We start from the raw sequence: 18,517 nt of genomic DNA, 5'->3' as shown, positions 1-18,517 counted from the left end.
CTTAAAATTTCTTTTTGTGAAACAAACTGCGCAACTTCATCTGTAGTACCCCGAACACCGCCTCATTAATAATGGAAGCACTCATTTTTGATTTTCCCCTTATTCTATCGGTAAAAATAATAGGCACCTCTTCAATCCTATAATTTTGAAGATAGGCTCTGAACTTCATTTCGATTTGAAATGCATAGCCAATAAATTTAATGGAATCCAAATTGATGGTTTCCAAGACCTTTCTACTATAGCAGACAAATCCGGCCGTAGGGTCGTCCACCTTCATTCCCGTTATCAACTTCACGTAAAATGAAGCCCCATAGGACAATAATATTCTATGCAAGGGCCAATTTACTACATTAATTCCCTTTTTGTACCGTGATCCTACGGCCACATCCGCCCCATCAATACAGGCTTGGCGCAGCTTTATAAGATCTGATGGGGCATGTGAAAAATCGGCATCCATCTCAAAAATATATTCATATTTCTTTTCTATGGCCCATTTAAACCCATGGATATAGGCAGTTCCCAATCCAAATTTATCCTGTCTTACCTCTAAAAATAATTTATTCAAATATTGTTCCTGCAAAGCTCTTACCGCTTCAGCTGTACCGTCAGGAGAATTATCATCTACAACTAGGATATGAAAATCCTGCTCCAAAGCAAAGACGGAATGAATAATGAGCTCAATGTTTTCAATTTCATTGAAGGTAGGAATAATGACCAAGCTATCCGCCATCTAGGTATTGCAATTTTAGCAAAAATAGTATTTTATAAACTGTAGTGAAATATCAGGGAACTTTTATGATTTTTTTAAAGATTCCATATAATGGCAAATGTATGGTTTTGGCCTTTAAATAGCACTTCCTAAATGGAGCCACGGCTATATTGAATTCAATAAATATCATCATTGGACAACGTCTTGTTCAGTAGCGGAGATATAAGTATTTATAAAAAGGGAAGGGCACACATGGCGGCAACGGCAAATCCATTAATAATCCTATAACGCCGTCCTAACTGGTTTCTTATCTTTTTCCATGGATATGGTCCTAAAAAAGCTTAGGTTTGGGCTGATTATTTAATCGCCCTAAAAAATAACAAGTGCCCCATGTCTGGCTGGAAGGATTGATTAAATTGCTTACGACACTAAAGTATTTAAATATACGTTGTTAGCAATAATATCTGCCAAAGCACAAGACCTTAAGCACAGAGAAAAACGGGTAGAATATTTAGATAAATGATTGTTTTTTTGAATCTGTCGGGAAATAAAAACTAGACCGTATAAATGGAAGCTATTTTAAGAAATGACTATACCGTAGATTGGATAACCATTATCCTATTTTCCAGTATCTTTTTTATGGTACTTGCAAAAACATCCTTTTATAGCCGTTTCTTGAACTATATTATTTTACCTTTCAACAACAAATATATCTTCCTTTACCAGAAGAAAGACAAACTCTTTAATTGGTTTAGTATTTTTTTCAGTATTTTTCAATTACTTAATTTTTCCCTTTTCCTATATTTTGCTTACACAATTTTTTTCAAGATTCCGGAAGGTCAACAGTTCGTAGCCTACGGTATAATCTTTATATCGCTTTTTTTATTTTTTACTATTAAAATACTTTTGCAATTGGGTAACGGTTTTATTTTCAATTCCAATAAGGTCATTTCCGAAATAATTTTCAAGAAACTCTCCTATCTTAACTATAGTGGCATTGTAATGCTATTTGCCAATCTTCTATTAAATTATGTTTTCAGGGAGTCAAAAGCAGTAGTTTTTATAAGTCTTTTACTAGTATTTCTTATAAACGCTATTGGTTGGACAACAACGTTGAGAAATCATCAAAAATTCATCGCCAGTAATTTTGTGTATTTTATTTTGTACCTTTGCGCTCTTGAAATAGCACCAATTATTATAGTTGGAAACTATCTAATAGATCGAAACCTATGAAAGTAAAAACGATTTTGGTTTCTCAGCCAGAACCTAAGATGGAAAACTCCCCCTATTCCAAGCTTATTGATAAGGAGAAAATAAAGGTAGATTTTAGACCTTTTATCCACGTGGAAGGTGTTGATGCCAAAATGGTCCGACAACAAAAAATTGACCTTAAGAATTTTACTGCCATTATTCTTACCAGTAGGAATGCGGTGGATCATTTCTTTAGGATCGCGGAGGAAATGAGGTTTAAGGTTCCTGATACGATGAAATATTTTTGTCAGTCAGAGGCAGTAGCCTACTATTTACAAAAGTACGTTGTATACCGTAAGCGTAAAATATATGTCGGGAAAATGAATTTTCCAGATTTAAATGCTTTGATCAAAAAATATAAGGACGAAAAATTTTTATTACCGTCTTCTGACGTTCTTAAACCTATTGTTCCTGAAACTCTGGATAGTTTGGGAATAGATTGGACCAGAGGTATTTTTTACAGAACCGTAATTAGTGATCTTTCCGATTTAAGGGATGTGTACTATGATGTATTGGTATTCTTTAGTCCTTCGGGAATAGAATCATTATTAAAGAATTTCCCCGATTTTAAACAGAACGAAACCAGAATAGCGGTTTTTGGAAATTCAACGGTTAAAGCGGCCACGGAAGCAGGGTTAAGAATAGACATTCAGGCCCCTACCCCGGAAACGCCTTCTATGACCATGGCACTTCAGAGATACATTACTAGTGTAAACAAGAAATAATAATTATTGCCGAAGAATTAATTTAGCAATACTCCATTATAAAAAACCCCGAGGCGTGCCTCGGGGTTTTTCTTTTAGAATGCATATCGTTGTGGCCCTCCACGTCTTATTTCTTCATTGGCATAGACTTCAAATTTTTTAAAGTTTTCACGAAAGGCATTGGTCAATTTAAAAGCCGTTTTGTAGTAGGCCTCATCATTGTTCCATGTTGCCCGTGGGCTTAGCACACTTGTGGGGACTCCAGGACATTCCCTAGGCTGCGCCACTCCAAAAACGGAGTGGATATGGTAATTATCATAGCTGTACAATCCCAGTTCGCCACTTAATGCCGCATGGATCATAGCCCTGGTATATTTCAATTTCATTCTGGTACCCACCCCGTAAGGGCCACCGGTCCAACCTGTATTTACCAACCATACATTCACCCCTGCATCCAACATCTTCTTACTGAGCATCTCTGCATATTTGGTTGGATGTAATGGCATAAACGGCGCTCCAAAACAGGCCGAAAAACTGGGTACAGGTTCCACCACCCCTGCCTCGGTACCAGCCACCTTGGCCGTATATCCCGATATAAAATGATAGGCAGCCTGACTAGGGGTCAGCTTGGAAATTGGAGGCAATACCCCAAAGGCATCTGCCGTTAAAAAGAAAATATTCTTTGGGTTCTTACCAATGGACGGTACCTGTATATTATCTATATTATAAATAGGATAACTTACCCTGGTATTTTGGGTAATGGAGGTATTTGCAAAGTCGACCACCCCATTGGCATCCAGGACCACATTCTCCAAAAGCGCCCCTTTCTTTATAGCTCCGTAAATTTCGGGCTCATTTTCTTCCGAAAGATTAATGACCTTGGCATAACAACCTCCCTCAAAATTGAAAACGGTATTTTCTTTGGTCCACCCATGTTCATCATCCCCGATCAATTTTCTATGTGGATCTGCCGACAAGGTAGTCTTGCCCGTTCCGGAAAGTCCAAAAAAGATAGCTGTGTCCCCATCCTCGCCAACGTTTGCCGAACAATGCATGGGAAGACAATTCTTAAATACCGGGAGAATAAAATTCAGTGCAGAAAATATTCCCTTTTTAATTTCCCCGGTGTAACCGGTACCTCCTATCAAGGCTATTTTGCGTGTAAAATTCAAGATGGCAAAATTATGCTGCCTTGTTCCATCTTCCTCTGCATTTGCCATAAACCCAGGTGCATTGATCACCGTCCATTCCGGATCAAAACCCACCAACTCTTCTTCCGTTGGCCTTAAAAACATATTATAAGCAAACATATTCGACCAGGGGTATTCGTTGATAACCCTAATGTTCATCTTGTAATCATCATCAGCGCAAGCAAAGCAATCCCTTACATAAAGCTCCTTTTCATTGAGATATTTGATGACCTTGTTGTAAAGGGCATCAAACCTTTCGCTTTCAAAGGGAATATTCACATTTCCCCACCAAATTTTATCGGCCGTAATATCATCCTTTACAATAAATCTGTCCATTGGCGACCTACCAGTAAATTCGCCAGTATTTATAGCCAAAGCTCCGGTAGACGAGGTTACTCCCATTCCCTTTTCCACTGTAATTTCATGCAATTTGGACGGTGCCAATTGGTAATGAATTTTTTTACTGGATATACCATACGTCTCCAACGCAATCGATTTAGTTGAGGGTGTTGATGAATTCATAATAGTTGAGTTTTATTAGAAAAATATAAGTGCTCTATGAGCTTGTTAGTTTTAATTAGATGGTTTTTGATTAAGAACCCTAATACCCAAAAGTATCCAGCCTGTAATCAGAAGAACACCTCCAAAAGGAGTCAATAGCGCCAGTTTCTTGAAATCAAAACTTGACAATTCATTGATGGCCAAAAGGTAAATTGAAAAAGAAAAACATACAACCCCGGCCACGATAAAATAATAAACCATCTTTTTGCGCTCGTTGGCCAATACGTTGCAACCTCCCAAAATCATAAGGAACAATGCATGGTACATCTGATATCTTACCCCGGTTTCAAAGGTCTGAATTGCCTTGGCATCGATCATTTTTTCCAAACCATGTGCCCCAAAAGCTCCCAAAAGAACTGCTGTTAAACCGAAAAAAATACCAGTACCGAAAATTGTTTTGTTCATAACTTATAAGGGATTATTTCTTACAAATATAACAATTTGATACCTTAGTATCCGTAAAATAGAAAAGCAAAAAACCAATGCGTCGAAAAATTCTTGTTGTCGGCAGCGGAAAATCCACTGCATATTTGTTGGATTATTTATTGCAAAAAGCCGAATCCGAAAATTTACATATTACTATATGTGACTTAAATCCGGAAGTCCTTCCTGAGAAAATAAAATTACATGGGGCCTGTACTATATTAAAATTGGACATTTTCAATGATAAGGAAAGAAGTAAGGCCATAGAACAATCGGACATAGTCATTTCCATGCTCCCTGCCCGTTTTCACATCAAGGTAGCAGTGGATTGCATTCAATTTACAAAACATTTGGTTACAGCTTCCTATATAAGCGATGAAATAATGGCTTTGGACCAACAGGCCAAAGAAAAAGGCCTGATTTTTATGAATGAAATTGGCTTGGATCCCGGTATAGACCACATGAGTGCCATGCAGGTAATAGATAATATACGGGAACGTGGCGGCAAAATAATTCTCTTCGAATCTTTCACCGGCGGGTTGGTGGCCCCGGAAAGCGACAACAACCTGTGGAACTACAAATTTACTTGGAACCCTAGAAATGTGGTGGTGGCCGGACAGGGGGGAGTAGCCAAATTTATTCAAGAAGGTACATACAAATATATTCCCTACCACAAACTATTTCGAAGAACCGAATTCTTGGATGTAGAAGGCTACGGAAAATTTGAAGTGTACGCCAACAGGGACTCTCTAAAATACAGGGAAGCCTACGGACTGGAGAACGTACTCACCCTATATAGGGGAACCATGAGAAGGGTAGGTTTTTCCAAGGCGTGGAATATGTTCGTCCAATTGGGCATGACCGATGACAGCTATACCATTGAGAATTCCGAAGGAATGTCTTACCGCGAATTCGTAAACTTATTTCTACCCTATTCCCCTACCAATACGGTAGAACTAAAACTGCGGCATTATCTTAAGATAGACCAGGACGATATAATGTGGGAAAAATTAATGGAATTGCACTTATTTGATTCGAAAAGGAAAATTGAATTAAAAAACGCTACGCCCGCACAAATTTTACAAAGAATCTTGGAAGATAGCTGGACCTTGGCCAGTACGGACAAGGATATGATTGTTATGTACCATAAATTTGGATACGAACTTAATGGAAAAAAAGCACAGATAGATTCCAATACAGTGGTTATTGGGGAAGACCGGACCTATACTGCAATGGCCAAAACAGTTGGATTACCTGTAGCCATGGCCACCCTTTTGATATTAAACAAAAAAATCACCACTCCAGGGGTACAATTACCTATAAGGCGTGAGGTATACGAACCTATATTAAAGCAACTTAAAAGCTATGGAATTCACTTTAAGGAATACCAGGTACCCTACTTGGGTTATAATCCCGACTCTGTTGCTAGTTAAGATGTAAAACCATTTTGGTATCTTTATATAGAAATTGAAGTAGAACCAATGAAATCCAATAACGAAAACATAAAAATTGATGGTATCGACAAAAAGATACTAAGATTTTTGATGGACGATGCCAGGAAGCCCGTTCTGGAAATTGCCAGAAATATTGGGATTTCAGGTGCTGCTATTCATCAAAGGTTGCGAAAATTGGAAGCTTCAGGTTTAATAGCAGGCTCTAAATTCATTATCAACCCCAAAGTTTTGGGATATACCACCATGGCCTATATTGGCATCTATTTGGACAAGGCCATGAGCAATCCGGTGGCGGTTAAGGAGCTTGAAAAAATTCCAGAGGTACTGGAATGCCATTATACTACAGGAAACTGGTCCATTCTTATAAAAGTACTTTGCAGGGACAACGAACATCTTATGCATGTACTTAACAGGGATATACAGCAGATAGAAGGGGTATCCAGAACAGAGACCTTTATTTCACTGGACCAACAAATAGACCGACAAATAACGATATAAAAAAAGGGACATCCAGAAAGATGTCCCTTTTTATTTGATTTGTCATAAGTCTTAGTCCCTACTTCCCAAGACCTGCATAGCCCAATAGACCAAAGTGGCCAACGAGCCAATTGCTGCTACCAAATACGTTCTGGCCGCCCATTTTAAGGCATCTTCAGAACCTTTGTATTCCTCAGGAGTTACCATATTCTTATTCTTTAACCAAGCCAAGGCACGGTTACTGGCATCGTATTCTACGGGTAAAGTGATAAAACTGAATAAGGTAGCGAGTCCCATCATTATTAGACCTGCCACGGCTACCCAGTATCCAAGACCAACTCCCGCTGCAGCTCCCAACATAATACCACCGAAGACCACCCACATGGACATTCCCGAGGTAACACTTACCACTGGCACCAATTTGGAACGTAAGGTCAACCATTCATATGCCGTAGCGTGCTGTACCGCATGTCCACATTCATGGGCTGCAACCGCTGCTGCTGAAGCGTTTCTTTGATTGTAGACCCCCTCACTTAAATTTACCGTTTTATTTACCGGATTGTAGTGGTCTGTTAACATTCCTGGTGTGGAAATAACCTTTACATCCCTAATTCCGTGGTCTGCCAACATTTTTTCGGCAATCTCGGCACCGCTCATACCGTTGCGCAAATGCACTTTGGAGTAGAACTTAAATTTACTTTTTAGCTTATTACTAACCAACCAACTTACCAGAGCTATGGCACCCAGTAATATATAATACATCATCATAACAATTCTCTTTTTAAAATTAATCCAATATACTAAAGTTTCCTTTTCCTAATATCAAGTAATTCTTTCTTTTCTATTTAATCAAAAACCCCGCCAAATTATGACAGGGTTGGAAGTATGACAAAATGTACTTTCTATTGATCCCTTGACTCCCACTTAAAGGCATCCAAAATCTCTTTAGAGATCACTTTTCCCTTTACTATACTCAGTCCCTTTTGCAGGGATACGTCCGACTGGCAAGCTTCTTCCCAACCCAAATTAGCTAATTTCAACACATAGGGCAAGGTTACATTGGTCAAGGCCATGGTTGAAGTATATGGAACTGCTCCCGGCATATTGGTAACGCAGTAATGTACCACATCATCTATAATATATACCGGATTCTCATGCGTAGTAGGCCGCGTAGTTTCTACACATCCTCCTTGATCTACGGCCACATCCACAATTACCGTCCCTGGACGCATATCCTTAAGCATATCTCTAGTAATAATCTTAGGGGCTTTGGCTCCCTTTAATAAGATACCCCCAACAATTAGATCATGGTCCTTAATATGTTTCCTAATATTGAATTCATTTGAAAATTCTGTCACCACATGACTTGGCATTACATCATTTACATAACGAAGCCGTTTCATATTAACATTCAAAATAGTAACATGGGCCCCAAGTCCGGCTGCCATTTTAGCAGCTTGAATCCCTACAACACCAGCTCCTAGTACCAAAACCCTTCCCGGTGCCACTCCAGGAACCCCTCCCAAGAGCACCCCTCGGCCTTTTTCTGGTTTCTCCAAGTATTTGGCCCCTTGTTGAATGGCCATTCTACCAGCAACTTCGGACATGGGCGTCAATAATGGCAATGTTCCATCTTCATCTTCTACAGTTTCATAGGCTATGCAAATACCCTTACGATCTATCATGGCTTCAGTAAGTCCCTCACTAGAGGCAAAATGAAAATAGGTAAATACAACTTGCCCTCTTTGAACCAGGGCATACTCCTCCTTTATAGGCTCCTTTACCTTAACAATCATATCGCTCATGGCGTAAACCTGACCTATGGTATCCAAAACAATGGCTCCCACTTGTTGATAATCGCTATTTGAAAACCCACTGCCATCACCGGCTCCGGTTTGCACATATACCGTATGGTTATTTCTCACCAGTTCAAAAACCCCGGCAGGTGTTATGCCCACCCTACTTTCATTATTTTTGATTTCTTTTGGAATCCCGACTTTCATTGTCAATTCTTTTTTTAAACTAAATGAAAAAAACACCACTTTCAGGCAAGAGTCATTATTTATTACCACTTTTAAATGATGGTAAGAATTCCAAAAATGGAAAAAATAAGTATAAGAAAAAAAGAAAATCCCCTAAATGAGGACAGAATCATTGATTATTACACTTTTCACATTATGTGTACGAACCCAATAAAAAGGCTGGCCATATACTGCACCAAATAATAAGAAATTTCAATAAAGAAATTGCCAGCTATTTATATCTTAGCTTAAGAACTATCATAATAAATAGTAACACCGCAGTAATAAAATTGGCCAAGATCATGGGCACACTTTCATGATATATACCATAAATCAACCATAGTACCACTCCAAGGAACATTGCCAAATACATGGTGAGCGAAATATCTTTGGTAGATTTATTGCTCCAGGTCTTATATACCTGCGGCACTATAGAATAGGTAGTTAGCACGGCTGCCACCATGCCCATAATTTCGATATTTTCCATCCCGATAGATACAATTTTATGGACAATCCCCACAATGTGAATTTAAATCCAATGATATTCCTGAATAAAACTTAACCTTCAGATCAATCTCCTTATCCTACTATATTGACAATTTTTCCCGGGACCACAATCACCTTTTTAGGGGTACGACCCTGTAGTTGTTCCTGTGTTTTGTCATGCGTCATTACAGCAGCCTCTATTTCCTCTTTGGAAAGATCTGCCGGCAACTCCAATTTAAAGCGCACTTTCCCATTGAAAGAAATAGGGTATTCCTTACTGCTCTCCACCAAATACTTCCCTTCAAATTTAGGAAAGGGAGCAGTGACTATAGAGGTGGCGTGTCCCAATTTACTCCACAGCTCTTCCGCTATATGCGGTGCATAGGGAGAAACCAAAATAGTCAAGGGCTCTAAAATAGCCTTGCTGGAACATTTCTGGGCAGACAATTCATTCACAGCAATCATAAAGGTAGATACAGAGGTGTTGAAAGAGAAGTTCTCAATGTCCTCTTCCACCTTCTTGATAGTTTTGTGCAAAGTCTTTAAATTATCTGCGGTAGGTTCGGCATCGGTGACCAAAAAGGCCCCTTCATCTCCCCCGTGGAACAAACGCCACATTTTCTTAAGAAAACTGTGAACCCCTGTAATACCCGCAGTATTCCAAGGTTTGGATTGCTCCAAAGGTCCTAGGAACATTTCGTACAAACGCAGGGAATCTGCACCGTACTCCTGGCAGATATTATCCGGACTTACCACATTGTATTTGGACTTGGACATTTTTTCTACTTCACGACCTACAACGTACTTCCCGTCCTCTAGAACAAATTTCGCATCTTCATACTCTGGCCTCCATTTTTTAAATGCTTCAATATCTAGTTCATCTGATGCATTTAAAAAAGAAACATCTGCATGTATTAAAGCTATATCAGAACTCCTAAATCTTCCATTATGAAAAGAATCTGGTATATGATCACCTAAAACATCAATTACAAGATTATTATCTAAACTGTACTCTTCAGAATTTAACCATTTGTAATATTTTTTAGAAACTATCAGTGTAACTTGATGATTATTCTCACTCTTAGAATCCCATTCCTCAGAATCTCCAGTATACCAATTCAATACATATCTATAAACAAAAGCACTTGTCCCCGTGATCATCCCTTGATTGATGAGTTTTTTGGCAAACTCGGGTTTTGGCACTATGCCTTTATCGAACAAAAACTTCTGCCAAAAACGGCTGTACAGCAAATGTCCGGTAGCATGCTCGCTACCTCCAATATATAAGTCTACATCCTGCCAGTAATTAATGGCCTCTTGGGAAAATACTTCCTCCTTATTATTGGGATCCATATAACGGTTAAAGTAGTACGAACTTCCTGCCCAACCCGGCATGGTATTCAACTCTAACGGGAATACGGTTTTATGATCTATTAACTGATTATTGACAACTGCAGACTTCTTTACGTCCCAGGCCCAAACCGTAGCATTGCCCAAAGGGGGTTCCCCCGTTTCGGTTGGTAAGTATTTTTCAACTTCAGGTAGTACAATAGGCAAATGTTCGGCTCTGATCATTTGGGGCATCCCGTCCACATAATATACTGGAAAAGGTTCCCCCCAATAGCGTTGGCGACTAAATACAGCATCTCGCAACCTGTAGTTGATCTTTCCAGTTCCTTGTTCCAATTTCTCCAATTCGAAAATGACGCGTTTAACGGCCTTTTTATAGGGAAGTCCATTTAAGAAGTCGGAATTGGCAATGACTGTCTTTTCCTTATCGGCAAAGGCCTCTTCAGAAATGTCCACTCCGTCGAATATATTTGGAATAGGAATATTGAAATGCTTTGCAAAGTCGTAATCGCGCTGATCTCCACAGGGAACGGACATTACCGCCCCGGTACCATAACCGGCCAATACATAATCCCCTATCCAAATTGGAATGGGTTCCTTGCTAAATGGGTGTTCCGCAAAAGCACCGGTAAAGGCTCCCGTAATGGTCTTTACATCGGCCATACGATCGCGCTCACTGCGTTTGGCCGTAGCCGCTATGTAGGCCTCTACTTCTTCCTTTTGCTCAGAAGTAGTTATTTTGGCAACCAATTCGTGCTCTGGGGCCAAGGTCATAAAACTAACCCCGAATATCGTATCTGGGCGGGTGGTGAAAACATCTATCACTTCTTCACGCCCCTTAACCCTAAACGTTACTTCCGCCCCCTCGGACCTACCGATCCAATTGGTTTGGGAGTCCTTTAAGGGCTGAGGCCAATCTACCATAGTTAAATCGTCCAACAACCGCTGGGCATAGGCAGATATGCGCATGCTCCACTGCGTCATTTTTTTACGGATCACCGGATGACCACCTCGTTCCGAAACTCCATTGACAATCTCGTCGTTCGCCAAAACCGTCCCTAAGGCGGGACACCAATTTACTTCGGTCTCCGCCAAATACGTCAACCTATATTGCAATAACACTTCCTGTTGTTCCTTTGCGGTAAAGGCTTTCCAATCGGCTGCTGAAAATGCTGCAACATCTTCATCACAAACAGCATTTACACTTTGATTGCCCTCTTTTTCAAAAATAGCAATCAGACTGGAAATATCTTCCGCCTTATCGGTATCCTTATTGTACCAGGAATTAAAAAGCTGGATAAAGATCCATTGAGTCCATTTGTAATAACTGGGATCCGAGGTACGAACTTCCCGGCTCCAATCAAAAGAAAAGCCTATTTTATCCAATTGCTCCCTATATCTGTTGATATTGGTCTCTGTGGTAATGGCAGGATGTTGCCCTGTTTGAATAGCATATTGCTCCGCAGGCAATCCAAAGGAATCGTATCCCATAGGATGCAATACATTAAAACCTTTGTGCCTTTTGTAACGTGCATAGATATCACTGGCAATATAACCTAAAGGATGCCCTACATGCAAACCGGCACCGGAAGGATATGGAAACATATCCAACACATAAAACTTTTCTTTTTGGGAGTTATTCTCCGCTTTAAAGGTTTGGTTTTCCGCCCAAAATTTCTGCCACTTTTCTTCAATCTTCCTAAAATCGTAAGTCATCCTAATGTATTGTATTTTAATCCAGTGTACCTACTGCACACCCCTGCATTTATTAATGTAGCGCAAAAATAAGTTTAATCTATGAAATGAACTATCACAATAGGGCCTAAGATGAAGATTATAGTGGTAAGAATATATAAATTAGGAATTGTTTCAAGCAGGCTACAACAACATCTCCTCCAGCCAATTTCACACCTTAAAAATAAATCCAATGAATACCCTAGCCCCAAGGATAAATGGCATGCTTCTGAAAAAACAGGTTACATTAAAGGCCGGCCTGACTGGAATGGGCAGGCAAGCCTTGGAGAATTAAACCCATTATAAGGGATTACAAGCGGCAAAATGACATGTCAACGAAACAAGTTGCTCATTTGTCACAAAATATATAACTTTCAATATGAACTATTTCTCAGGAAAACTGTGTACTAAACTACTTTTAGTAGTTTGCTTTTACAGCAATTTTGTTTATGGAGAATTTAAGCATAACACAATACATACTGGCCTGCCCCTATTTTCGGTATGGGATGAAACCGAAAGCAGCCAAGACTGTATTTCTCCGCACGCACTCGCATATCCCCCTCATAAAGAGCAAACAATTACAATCCCAAAAAAGGTGAATACTGTTGCCCAAAATTGCCGCGTTCAGACTGTCGTGTACGATGAATGGGGTAATACTAGTTTTCCCCGCTGTGAAACAGCGCCTCCTACCAGTATAAGACTTCAAGTAAATTCTACAATCATTCGTTCAAGCCCTCAACAAACAGAAAATTTTAAATACGTCAATAAATGGCAGAAAAGTACAGATGGCAGAGATTGGGAAGACGCTATTAGTAATGTACCAGGACTCAGTAACCGATATATTATTCCATCGTCGTCGACCAATTATCGCTTTTATAGGTATGTATTAATCGATGAAGAATCACCAGGCTCTTTATGTAATTTTGATTATCAAGTATACGAGATTTTCAGCGTACCCCAGCCCGACCCTCCCCTGAGCCTTGGAAATATAGAAGCTTGTAGATCCGAAAACAGGATGCTAACTGTAAGCATAGATGAAGAAGTGGAATGGTATGAAGATTTAACAGTGGATTGGTATGACGAACCCATAGGCGGTAATCTGTTGCTTGCCAACAGTACCACTCTTTTGGCTCTAACATCGGGCACGTATTATGCTGAATCTCGGGCTTTGCCCGCCCCTTTGGGACCACCGGTCCCTGGCTCCTTCGTTCACGATCCCGATTCCATATTGAGTTGTTCCTCCAGCCAAAGGACACCCGTATCCATTATTGTACACGACGACCCCCAAAAACCAACAGATGAAACCCTGAGTTTCTGTGAAAATACGACCATCACCTTGTCCTCCGACACAAGTAATGTAGACTATGAGTGGAGTACCGGCGAAACTACCTCTGATATTAATGTTAGTACCCCCGGAATCTATACTGTTACACTAACCAATGACAATGGCTGTTCTACCAAAAAAACCATTACCTTAAATCAAATTGATGCGCCTAAAATAAAAACAGCCATTTCGGAGGAATACACCCTTACCATAATCATGGATAATAATGGGGATTTTGAATATTCCCTAGATGGTTATAATTACCAAGACGATAATCAGTTTACCAATACTGAGGGCGGATTATATACCCTCTTTGCCCGTGAGAAAAACAACTGTGGCACAACAAATCTCCCTTATGTTCATTTGGTAATCCCTAAATTTTTTACCCCTAATGGAGATGGTATACATGATACTTTCAAGATTAGTGGGGCCGAAAATTTAAAACCGGCACAATTAAGTATTTTTGACCGCTATGGCAACCTTTTAAAAACCACAATGAACAGTCCTTTCGAATGGGATGGTAGTTATAATGGGCGAGAACTTCCCGCCTCTGATTATTGGTTTCAATTTAAAGTTAACAACAACATAAAAAAAGGCCATTTCGCCTTAAAAAGATGATTTCTAGTAAAAAGAAGAGGTTTTCAAGAGGCCAAATGAAACCGCTAGACCATAGTACAGCTTCTAATTAGTGAGGAAAGGAGCCTCTGCTATTTTTAATTCAATTTACTTTCCTATTTTTACATATTGATTTTGTACTATGAGCACATCATTCGAACGTTTTCAAAAAAGAAAACTGATTTCTTCCTATTTCTCAGTAGTCCTAAGTATTGGCCTAGTCCTTTTTCTATTGGGGATTTTGGGACTTTTGGTATTGAATACTAAAAAGTTGGCAGACCATTTTAAGGAGCAGATTACCATATCGGTATTTCTTAAGGACAATGCCAAGGAAGTGGAGGTTGATCAATTGCAAAAAAGTTTGGCCATGGCCGAATATACCAAAAAGGCCACCTATGTTTCCAAAGAACAGGCGGCAGAACAACACAGTGAAGAAATTGGAGAGAATTTTTTGGATTTCTTGGGATATAATCCCCTTAAGAATTCCATAGACGTGCAACTTAAGGCCGATTATGTTTCTACAGAGAAGATTGCTGAAATAGCAGAGGAAATTTCAAGTCGGGACTATATTGAAGAAGTGAGCTACGACAAACCCTTGATTACACTTTTAAACGATAACGTAAAAAAAATAAGTTTCTGGATTCTGGTCGCGAGTGGTATCTTCACCTTTATCGCTGTGCTTTTGATAAATAGTTCCATCCGACTATCCATTTACTCCAAGCGCTTTATTATAAAAACCATGCAGATGGTTGGAGCCACTAAAACTTTTATCCGCAGACCCTTTATTTGGACCAACATTAAATTGGGGGTCCTTGGAGCGGTCATAGCCTTAATTGCTCTAGGCTTTGTAATATACTATGTAAATATAAATTTTCCGGAACTCAACCTTTTTCAGGACCCTACAATTCTCATATTTCTTTTTGCAAGTGTCTTCTTTTTAGGGGTCTTGATTTCCTTTATAAGTACATTTTTTGCAACACAACGTTTCTTAAACCTTAGAACAGACGATTTATATTATTAACTTTGCGGCATGAGTAAAAAACAAAACAATAATCAACCACAAAAGCCTAGACAGGAATTTATTTTTCAGAAAAAAAATTACCTTTTTATGTTTGTTGGTTTGGCCTTAATAAGCCTAGGATTTATCCTTATGAGCGGTGGAGGAAGTGACGATCCCAATGTCTTTAATCCTGAAATTTATAATTTCAGAAGAATACGCTTGGCCCCAACATTGGTATTGATTGGCCTTGGGATAGAAGTTTACGCCATTCTGTTGAATCCGCATAAGAAGAAATAAATTTTGGACATATTTGAGGCTATTATTCTTGCCATTATTGAAGGTATAACCGAGTATTTACCGGTTTCTTCAACTGGACACATGATTATTACATCTTCCTTTTTTGGTATTGCCCAGGAAGATTTCACCAAATTGTTTACTATCGTCATACAATTAGGTACCATCCTTTCGGTCGTGGTACTATACTTTAAGCGATTCTTCCAAAGTATCGATTTTTATTATAAACTTTTGGTCGCTTTTATTCCGGCGGTGGTCTTTGGCCTACTTTTAAGTGATTTCATAGACGCCTTACTGGAAAGTCCGCTGGTAGTTGCCATTTCCTTGGTTATAGGAGGATTCATTCTATTAAAGGTGGATGACTGGTTCGGAAATTCAGAAAACACCGATATTTCCTATGCTACAGCGTTCAAGATTGGACTCTTCCAGTGTTTGGCAATGATTCCTGGAGTATCTAGAAGCGGTGCCAGTATTGTTGGAGGTATGACCCAGAAATTATCCAGGACAGCGGCGGCAGAATTTTCATTCTTTCTGGCCTTGCCTACCATGCTCGGGGCTACCCTTAAAAAGAGTTATGATTATTACAATGCCGGATTTACCCTTACCTCCGAACAAATAAATTTATTGATTATAGGTAACGTAGTTGGTTTTGTAGTGGCCCTTTTCGCAATTAAGACCTTTATTGGATATTTAAGCAAACACGGTTTTAAGGTTTTTGGCTACTACAGAATAGTAGTAGGTTTCGCAATCATTATCATACATTATTTTATAAGTCCGCTAACGGTAATCTAATGACAAAGGAAGACTTTTTAGACGGACAGGTTTTACTAATAGACAAACCGCTTGGTTGGTCATCCTTTCAGGCAGTTAATTCCTTAAAATGGAAAATTAGAAAGAAATTTCAACTAAAAAAAATTAAGATAGGCCACGCCGGGACCCTTGACCCGCTGGCGACAGGATTATTACTTATCTGTACAGGAAAAGCCACCAAAACCATAAACGAACTACAGGGTCAAGAAAAAGAATACACGGGCACTATAACCCTAGGTGGCACAACCCCTTCCTATGATCTGGAAACGGAAATAAACGAAAACTTCCCCACAGATCATATTACCAATGAACTGATACACAGTACCACTGCCCAATTTATTGGAGATATAGAACAAATTCCACCAGTTTTCTCAGCTCTAAAAAAAGATGGCAAAAGACTTTATGAATACGCAAGGGAAGGCAAGGAAGTAGAGATTAAAAAAAGAGGGGTCACTATCACAGAATTTGAAATTACCTCTATAGAACTGCCAATGGTCCACTTTAGGGTGGTCTGCAGCAAAGGCACCTATATTAGGTCTTTGGCCCATGATTTTGGAAAAGCGCTGCAATCCGGCGCGCATTTATCCTCGTTGAAAAGAACCAAAATAGGTGATTACAACGTAAATAAGGCCATAACCCCCGAGGAATTTGGTAACTTACTGCAAATCGACAGTTAAACTTCGATAATAAAAGTGGTAACCTAACCGTTCGTCGATAATTTGAAATATTTTTGATAAAACGTGGTTATATCACTATGAATTTAAACCGTAAACAGCTTTCTTTCTTAATAACATTCTTTTCCATGGCCTTGGTGGTGCTAGGTTTATACAACATCCACCTTGGGCAGGAAGAAAAGGAAGAGTATGTTATTGAATTAAGTTTGTTGGAAGAGGAGGATTTGGAAAAGCAAATCGAGGAAGAATTAAAAGAAATGGAGGAAATGGCCAAGGCCGATCCCGTTAAAAGTCATATGGCCTATAATGAGGCCAATAAACCAAGTTTTGGCAATCCTGAGCCACTCAAAACATTAGAGGAAATTTTGGAAGAACAGGAGCTGTCCTCCGATAGTGACGACCCCACGGACTATCTTAGCTCCGACTCCGAATACGCCGCAAGAGTAAAAGAATTGGCAAAGAGAAGAAGGGAAAAACAAGAACTATTGGGAGAAAAGGAAGCTAGTAAAGAAGTAATGACCAACAATTTGGCCAAAAGAAGGACTTCTATCTCCTACTCCTTGGTAGACAGAAGGCATACCAGCCTTCCCATACCCATTTATACCTGCATAGAAGGGGGCAAAGTGGTCATTAACATTAAGGTTGACCCCTTAGGAAAGGTCATAGAGGCCGATGTTAACAAAAAAAGTTCCAGCACCCTCAATGGTTGTCTAGTGGATAACGCTATTGAATATGCCTTAAAATCCAAATTCAATACCGGAGAAAAGGCTGAACAAATGGGCACCATTACCTATCTATTCCAAGAAAAGCAAAGATAATAGGTCGGCCACCGTATTTTGTCCCTTATCTTTATTATACCAGAGTTGTAGATCCTGTTTAAATTCTGGCGTCAACTTCCCATATTTGCTTTTGTAATCCTGCACCATTTTGGCAGCAATAGAGGGCCGGGAACCCCATTCCCCAATTACCTTGCCCGTAGTATCATCAATGGAAATCAGCTTAGGAATAGCCATAGCCCCATTGGACAAAAACTGCTCCATCAACTCTAAGTTTTCATCTCTCAATACAAGTCTTAAGGAAATATTCTCATTTAAATCCGCAATCTTATTCATTACAGGAAGCGTTTGGGCGGCATCGCCACACCAACTTTCAGTAAGCACCAACCAGGTAGTTTTTTTATCCACTCCCTTAATTTTGGCTTCGGAATCAGCATCGATCTTAATAGTCTTGTCCAAACGTTTCATCCTCTGATCGTTCAGACGTGTATAATCACTCAATTCCTGACTTTCTATTGATCCCGTGGATTTTCCCTCTAAAGCCAAATTGGAAACCATTAACCTGTAATCCACATAACCCATAGACGACTTTAAACCATCCCGTACCAATTCCTGTTTCGTATTCTGTACTGCTTGTTCCATAAAAATGTACTACTATTTACAC

Annotated in this window: 19 protein-coding genes; 11 read left to right on the top strand and 8 right to left on the bottom strand. The window is 39.5% G+C overall.

Annotated features, from left to right (window positions below; translation table 11 throughout):
• Position 1 precedes the first annotated feature (1 nt).
• The gene (locus MWU82_RS07980; protein WP_247095996.1) at positions 2 to 730 is read right to left on the bottom strand and encodes a polyprenol monophosphomannose synthase; all 729 of its coding nucleotides are present in this window, start codon (positions 728 to 730) and stop codon (positions 2 to 4) included.
• A 546-nt stretch (positions 731 to 1,276) separates the two neighbouring features.
• Between MWU82_RS07980 and MWU82_RS07975 the strand changes: the two genes are divergently transcribed.
• Together MWU82_RS07975 and MWU82_RS07970 are read left to right on the top strand one after the other, a co-directional pair.
• The gene (locus MWU82_RS07975) at positions 1,277 to 1,942 is read left to right on the top strand and encodes a DUF4271 domain-containing protein (RefSeq protein ID WP_215949509.1); all 666 of its coding nucleotides are present in this window, start codon (positions 1,277 to 1,279) and stop codon (positions 1,940 to 1,942) included.
• Positions 1,939 to 2,685, top strand: coding sequence for a uroporphyrinogen-III synthase (locus tag MWU82_RS07970; RefSeq protein ID WP_215949510.1), 747 nt, complete (start codon positions 1,939 to 1,941; stop codon positions 2,683 to 2,685). Before MWU82_RS07975 ends, MWU82_RS07970 begins: the two co-directional genes overlap by 4 nt.
• A 74-nt stretch (positions 2,686 to 2,759) precedes the next feature.
• On the opposite strand, the gene pckA is transcribed toward MWU82_RS07970, so the two are convergent.
• Both pckA and MWU82_RS07960 read right to left on the bottom strand, forming a co-directional pair.
• Positions 2,760 to 4,376 (bottom strand): phosphoenolpyruvate carboxykinase (ATP), encoded by a 1,617-nt coding sequence (gene pckA, locus MWU82_RS07965; protein WP_247095994.1) that lies wholly within the window; start codon positions 4,374 to 4,376, stop codon positions 2,760 to 2,762.
• Between the two features lie 51 nt (positions 4,377 to 4,427).
• The gene (locus MWU82_RS07960) at positions 4,428 to 4,820 is read right to left on the bottom strand and encodes a DUF423 domain-containing protein (RefSeq protein WP_247095992.1); all 393 of its coding nucleotides are present in this window, start codon (positions 4,818 to 4,820) and stop codon (positions 4,428 to 4,430) included.
• A 77-nt stretch (positions 4,821 to 4,897) separates the two neighbouring features.
• Here MWU82_RS07960 and MWU82_RS07955 point away from each other — a divergent pair, with 77 nt between their 5' ends.
• Positions 4,898 to 6,271: a saccharopine dehydrogenase family protein gene (locus MWU82_RS07955; protein WP_215949513.1), complete on the top strand. Its 1,374-nt coding sequence runs from the start codon at positions 4,898 to 4,900 to the stop codon at positions 6,269 to 6,271.
• A 48-nt stretch (positions 6,272 to 6,319) separates the two neighbouring features.
• The gene (locus MWU82_RS07950) at positions 6,320 to 6,790 is read left to right on the top strand and encodes an Lrp/AsnC ligand binding domain-containing protein (RefSeq protein ID WP_072860523.1); all 471 of its coding nucleotides are present in this window, start codon (positions 6,320 to 6,322) and stop codon (positions 6,788 to 6,790) included.
• A gap of 51 nt (positions 6,791 to 6,841) precedes the next feature.
• Here the strand turns inward: MWU82_RS07950 and MWU82_RS07945 are convergent, their stop codons facing one another.
• From MWU82_RS07945 to MWU82_RS07930, 4 genes are all read right to left on the bottom strand, one after another.
• Positions 6,842 to 7,537 carry a zinc metallopeptidase gene (locus MWU82_RS07945; RefSeq protein ID WP_215949514.1) on the bottom strand — a complete coding sequence of 232 codons (696 nt, stop codon included), beginning with the start codon at positions 7,535 to 7,537 and terminating at the stop codon, positions 6,842 to 6,844.
• A gap of 134 nt (positions 7,538 to 7,671) precedes the next feature.
• Positions 7,672 to 8,772, bottom strand: coding sequence for an alanine dehydrogenase (gene ald, locus MWU82_RS07940; protein WP_247095991.1), 1,101 nt, complete (start codon positions 8,770 to 8,772; stop codon positions 7,672 to 7,674).
• 250 nt (positions 8,773 to 9,022) lie between these two features.
• Positions 9,023 to 9,277 carry a SemiSWEET transporter gene (locus tag MWU82_RS07935; protein WP_215949516.1) on the bottom strand — a complete coding sequence of 85 codons (255 nt, stop codon included), beginning with the start codon at positions 9,275 to 9,277 and terminating at the stop codon, positions 9,023 to 9,025.
• Between the two features lie 92 nt (positions 9,278 to 9,369).
• Positions 9,370 to 12,342, bottom strand: a complete 2,973-nt coding sequence (locus MWU82_RS07930; protein ID WP_247095989.1) for a class I tRNA ligase family protein — start codon at positions 12,340 to 12,342, stop codon at positions 9,370 to 9,372.
• A 111-nt stretch (positions 12,343 to 12,453) separates the two neighbouring features.
• On the opposite strand from MWU82_RS07930, the gene MWU82_RS07925 reads away from it, so the two are divergent.
• The 7 genes from MWU82_RS07925 (at position 12,454) to MWU82_RS07895 (ending at position 17,895) form a co-directional block, all read left to right on the top strand.
• Positions 12,454 to 12,666 carry a hypothetical protein gene (locus MWU82_RS07925; RefSeq protein WP_247095987.1) on the top strand — a complete coding sequence of 71 codons (213 nt, stop codon included), beginning with the start codon at positions 12,454 to 12,456 and terminating at the stop codon, positions 12,664 to 12,666.
• A gap of 73 nt (positions 12,667 to 12,739) precedes the next feature.
• Complete coding sequence (locus MWU82_RS07920; protein ID WP_247095985.1) at positions 12,740 to 14,302, top strand: T9SS type B sorting domain-containing protein; 1,563 nt, start codon at positions 12,740 to 12,742, stop codon at positions 14,300 to 14,302.
• A gap of 139 nt (positions 14,303 to 14,441) precedes the next feature.
• Complete coding sequence (locus tag MWU82_RS07915) at positions 14,442 to 15,320, top strand: permease-like cell division protein FtsX (RefSeq protein ID WP_215949520.1); 879 nt, start codon at positions 14,442 to 14,444, stop codon at positions 15,318 to 15,320.
• Between the two features lie 9 nt (positions 15,321 to 15,329).
• The gene (locus MWU82_RS07910; RefSeq protein WP_215949521.1) at positions 15,330 to 15,596 is read left to right on the top strand and encodes a DUF3098 domain-containing protein; all 267 of its coding nucleotides are present in this window, start codon (positions 15,330 to 15,332) and stop codon (positions 15,594 to 15,596) included.
• Between the two features lie 3 nt (positions 15,597 to 15,599).
• The gene (locus MWU82_RS07905; RefSeq protein WP_215949522.1) at positions 15,600 to 16,385 is read left to right on the top strand and encodes an undecaprenyl-diphosphate phosphatase; all 786 of its coding nucleotides are present in this window, start codon (positions 15,600 to 15,602) and stop codon (positions 16,383 to 16,385) included.
• A complete protein-coding gene (gene truB / locus MWU82_RS07900; RefSeq protein WP_215949523.1) occupies positions 16,385 to 17,080 on the top strand; it encodes a tRNA pseudouridine(55) synthase TruB in 696 nt (231 codons plus the stop codon). The genes MWU82_RS07905 and truB overlap by 1 nt, the downstream gene beginning before the upstream one ends.
• A gap of 77 nt (positions 17,081 to 17,157) precedes the next feature.
• On the top strand, positions 17,158 to 17,895 hold the full coding sequence (locus MWU82_RS07895; RefSeq protein ID WP_215949524.1) for a hypothetical protein: 738 nt from the start codon (positions 17,158 to 17,160) through the stop codon (positions 17,893 to 17,895).
• On the opposite strand, the gene MWU82_RS07890 is transcribed toward MWU82_RS07895, so the two are convergent.
• Positions 17,872 to 18,495, bottom strand: a complete 624-nt coding sequence (locus MWU82_RS07890; RefSeq protein WP_215949525.1) for a thioredoxin family protein — start codon at positions 18,493 to 18,495, stop codon at positions 17,872 to 17,874. The two genes, MWU82_RS07895 and MWU82_RS07890, sit on opposite strands and share 24 nt — an antisense overlap.
• Positions 18,496 to 18,517: the final 22 nt, after the last annotated feature.

The sequence above is a fragment of the Arenibacter sp. S6351L genome (assembly GCF_023016025.1).
In the GTDB taxonomy this organism is placed as follows: Bacteria; Bacteroidota; Bacteroidia; order Flavobacteriales; family Flavobacteriaceae; genus Arenibacter; species Arenibacter algicola_B.
The sequence above is the reverse complement of the archived record's forward strand: the minus strand, read 5'-3'. Positions and strand labels throughout refer to the sequence as shown.

Excerpts from the sequence above, each read along its gene's own strand:
- MWU82_RS07980 (WP_247095996.1), bottom strand. The coding sequence starts at position 730 with ATGGCGGATAGCTTGGTCATTATTCCTACCTTCAATGAAATTGAAAAC.
- MWU82_RS07975 (WP_215949509.1), top strand. The coding sequence starts at position 1,277 with ATGGAAGCTATTTTAAGAAATGACTATACCGTAGATTGGATAACCATT.
- MWU82_RS07970 (WP_215949510.1), top strand. The coding sequence starts at position 1,939 with ATGAAAGTAAAAACGATTTTGGTTTCTCAGCCAGAACCTAAGATGGAA.
- pckA (WP_247095994.1), bottom strand. The coding sequence starts at position 4,376 with ATGAATTCATCAACACCCTCAACTAAATCGATTGCGTTGGAGACGTAT.
- MWU82_RS07960 (WP_247095992.1), bottom strand. The coding sequence starts at position 4,820 with ATGAACAAAACAATTTTCGGTACTGGTATTTTTTTCGGTTTAACAGCA.
- MWU82_RS07955 (WP_215949513.1), top strand. The coding sequence starts at position 4,898 with ATGCGTCGAAAAATTCTTGTTGTCGGCAGCGGAAAATCCACTGCATAT.
- MWU82_RS07950 (WP_072860523.1), top strand. The coding sequence starts at position 6,320 with ATGAAATCCAATAACGAAAACATAAAAATTGATGGTATCGACAAAAAG.
- MWU82_RS07945 (WP_215949514.1), bottom strand. The coding sequence starts at position 7,537 with ATGATGATGTATTATATATTACTGGGTGCCATAGCTCTGGTAAGTTGG.
- ald (WP_247095991.1), bottom strand. The coding sequence starts at position 8,772 with ATGAAAGTCGGGATTCCAAAAGAAATCAAAAATAATGAAAGTAGGGTG.
- MWU82_RS07935 (WP_215949516.1), bottom strand. The coding sequence starts at position 9,277 with ATGGAAAATATCGAAATTATGGGCATGGTGGCAGCCGTGCTAACTACC.
- MWU82_RS07930 (WP_247095989.1), bottom strand. The coding sequence starts at position 12,342 with ATGACTTACGATTTTAGGAAGATTGAAGAAAAGTGGCAGAAATTTTGG.
- MWU82_RS07925 (WP_247095987.1), top strand. The coding sequence starts at position 12,454 with ATGAAGATTATAGTGGTAAGAATATATAAATTAGGAATTGTTTCAAGC.
- MWU82_RS07920 (WP_247095985.1), top strand. The coding sequence starts at position 12,740 with ATGAACTATTTCTCAGGAAAACTGTGTACTAAACTACTTTTAGTAGTT.
- MWU82_RS07915 (WP_215949520.1), top strand. The coding sequence starts at position 14,442 with ATGAGCACATCATTCGAACGTTTTCAAAAAAGAAAACTGATTTCTTCC.
- MWU82_RS07910 (WP_215949521.1), top strand. The coding sequence starts at position 15,330 with ATGAGTAAAAAACAAAACAATAATCAACCACAAAAGCCTAGACAGGAA.
- truB (WP_215949523.1), top strand. The coding sequence starts at position 16,385 with ATGACAAAGGAAGACTTTTTAGACGGACAGGTTTTACTAATAGACAAA.
- MWU82_RS07895 (WP_215949524.1), top strand. The coding sequence starts at position 17,158 with ATGAATTTAAACCGTAAACAGCTTTCTTTCTTAATAACATTCTTTTCC.
- MWU82_RS07890 (WP_215949525.1), bottom strand. The coding sequence starts at position 18,495 with ATGGAACAAGCAGTACAGAATACGAAACAGGAATTGGTACGGGATGGT.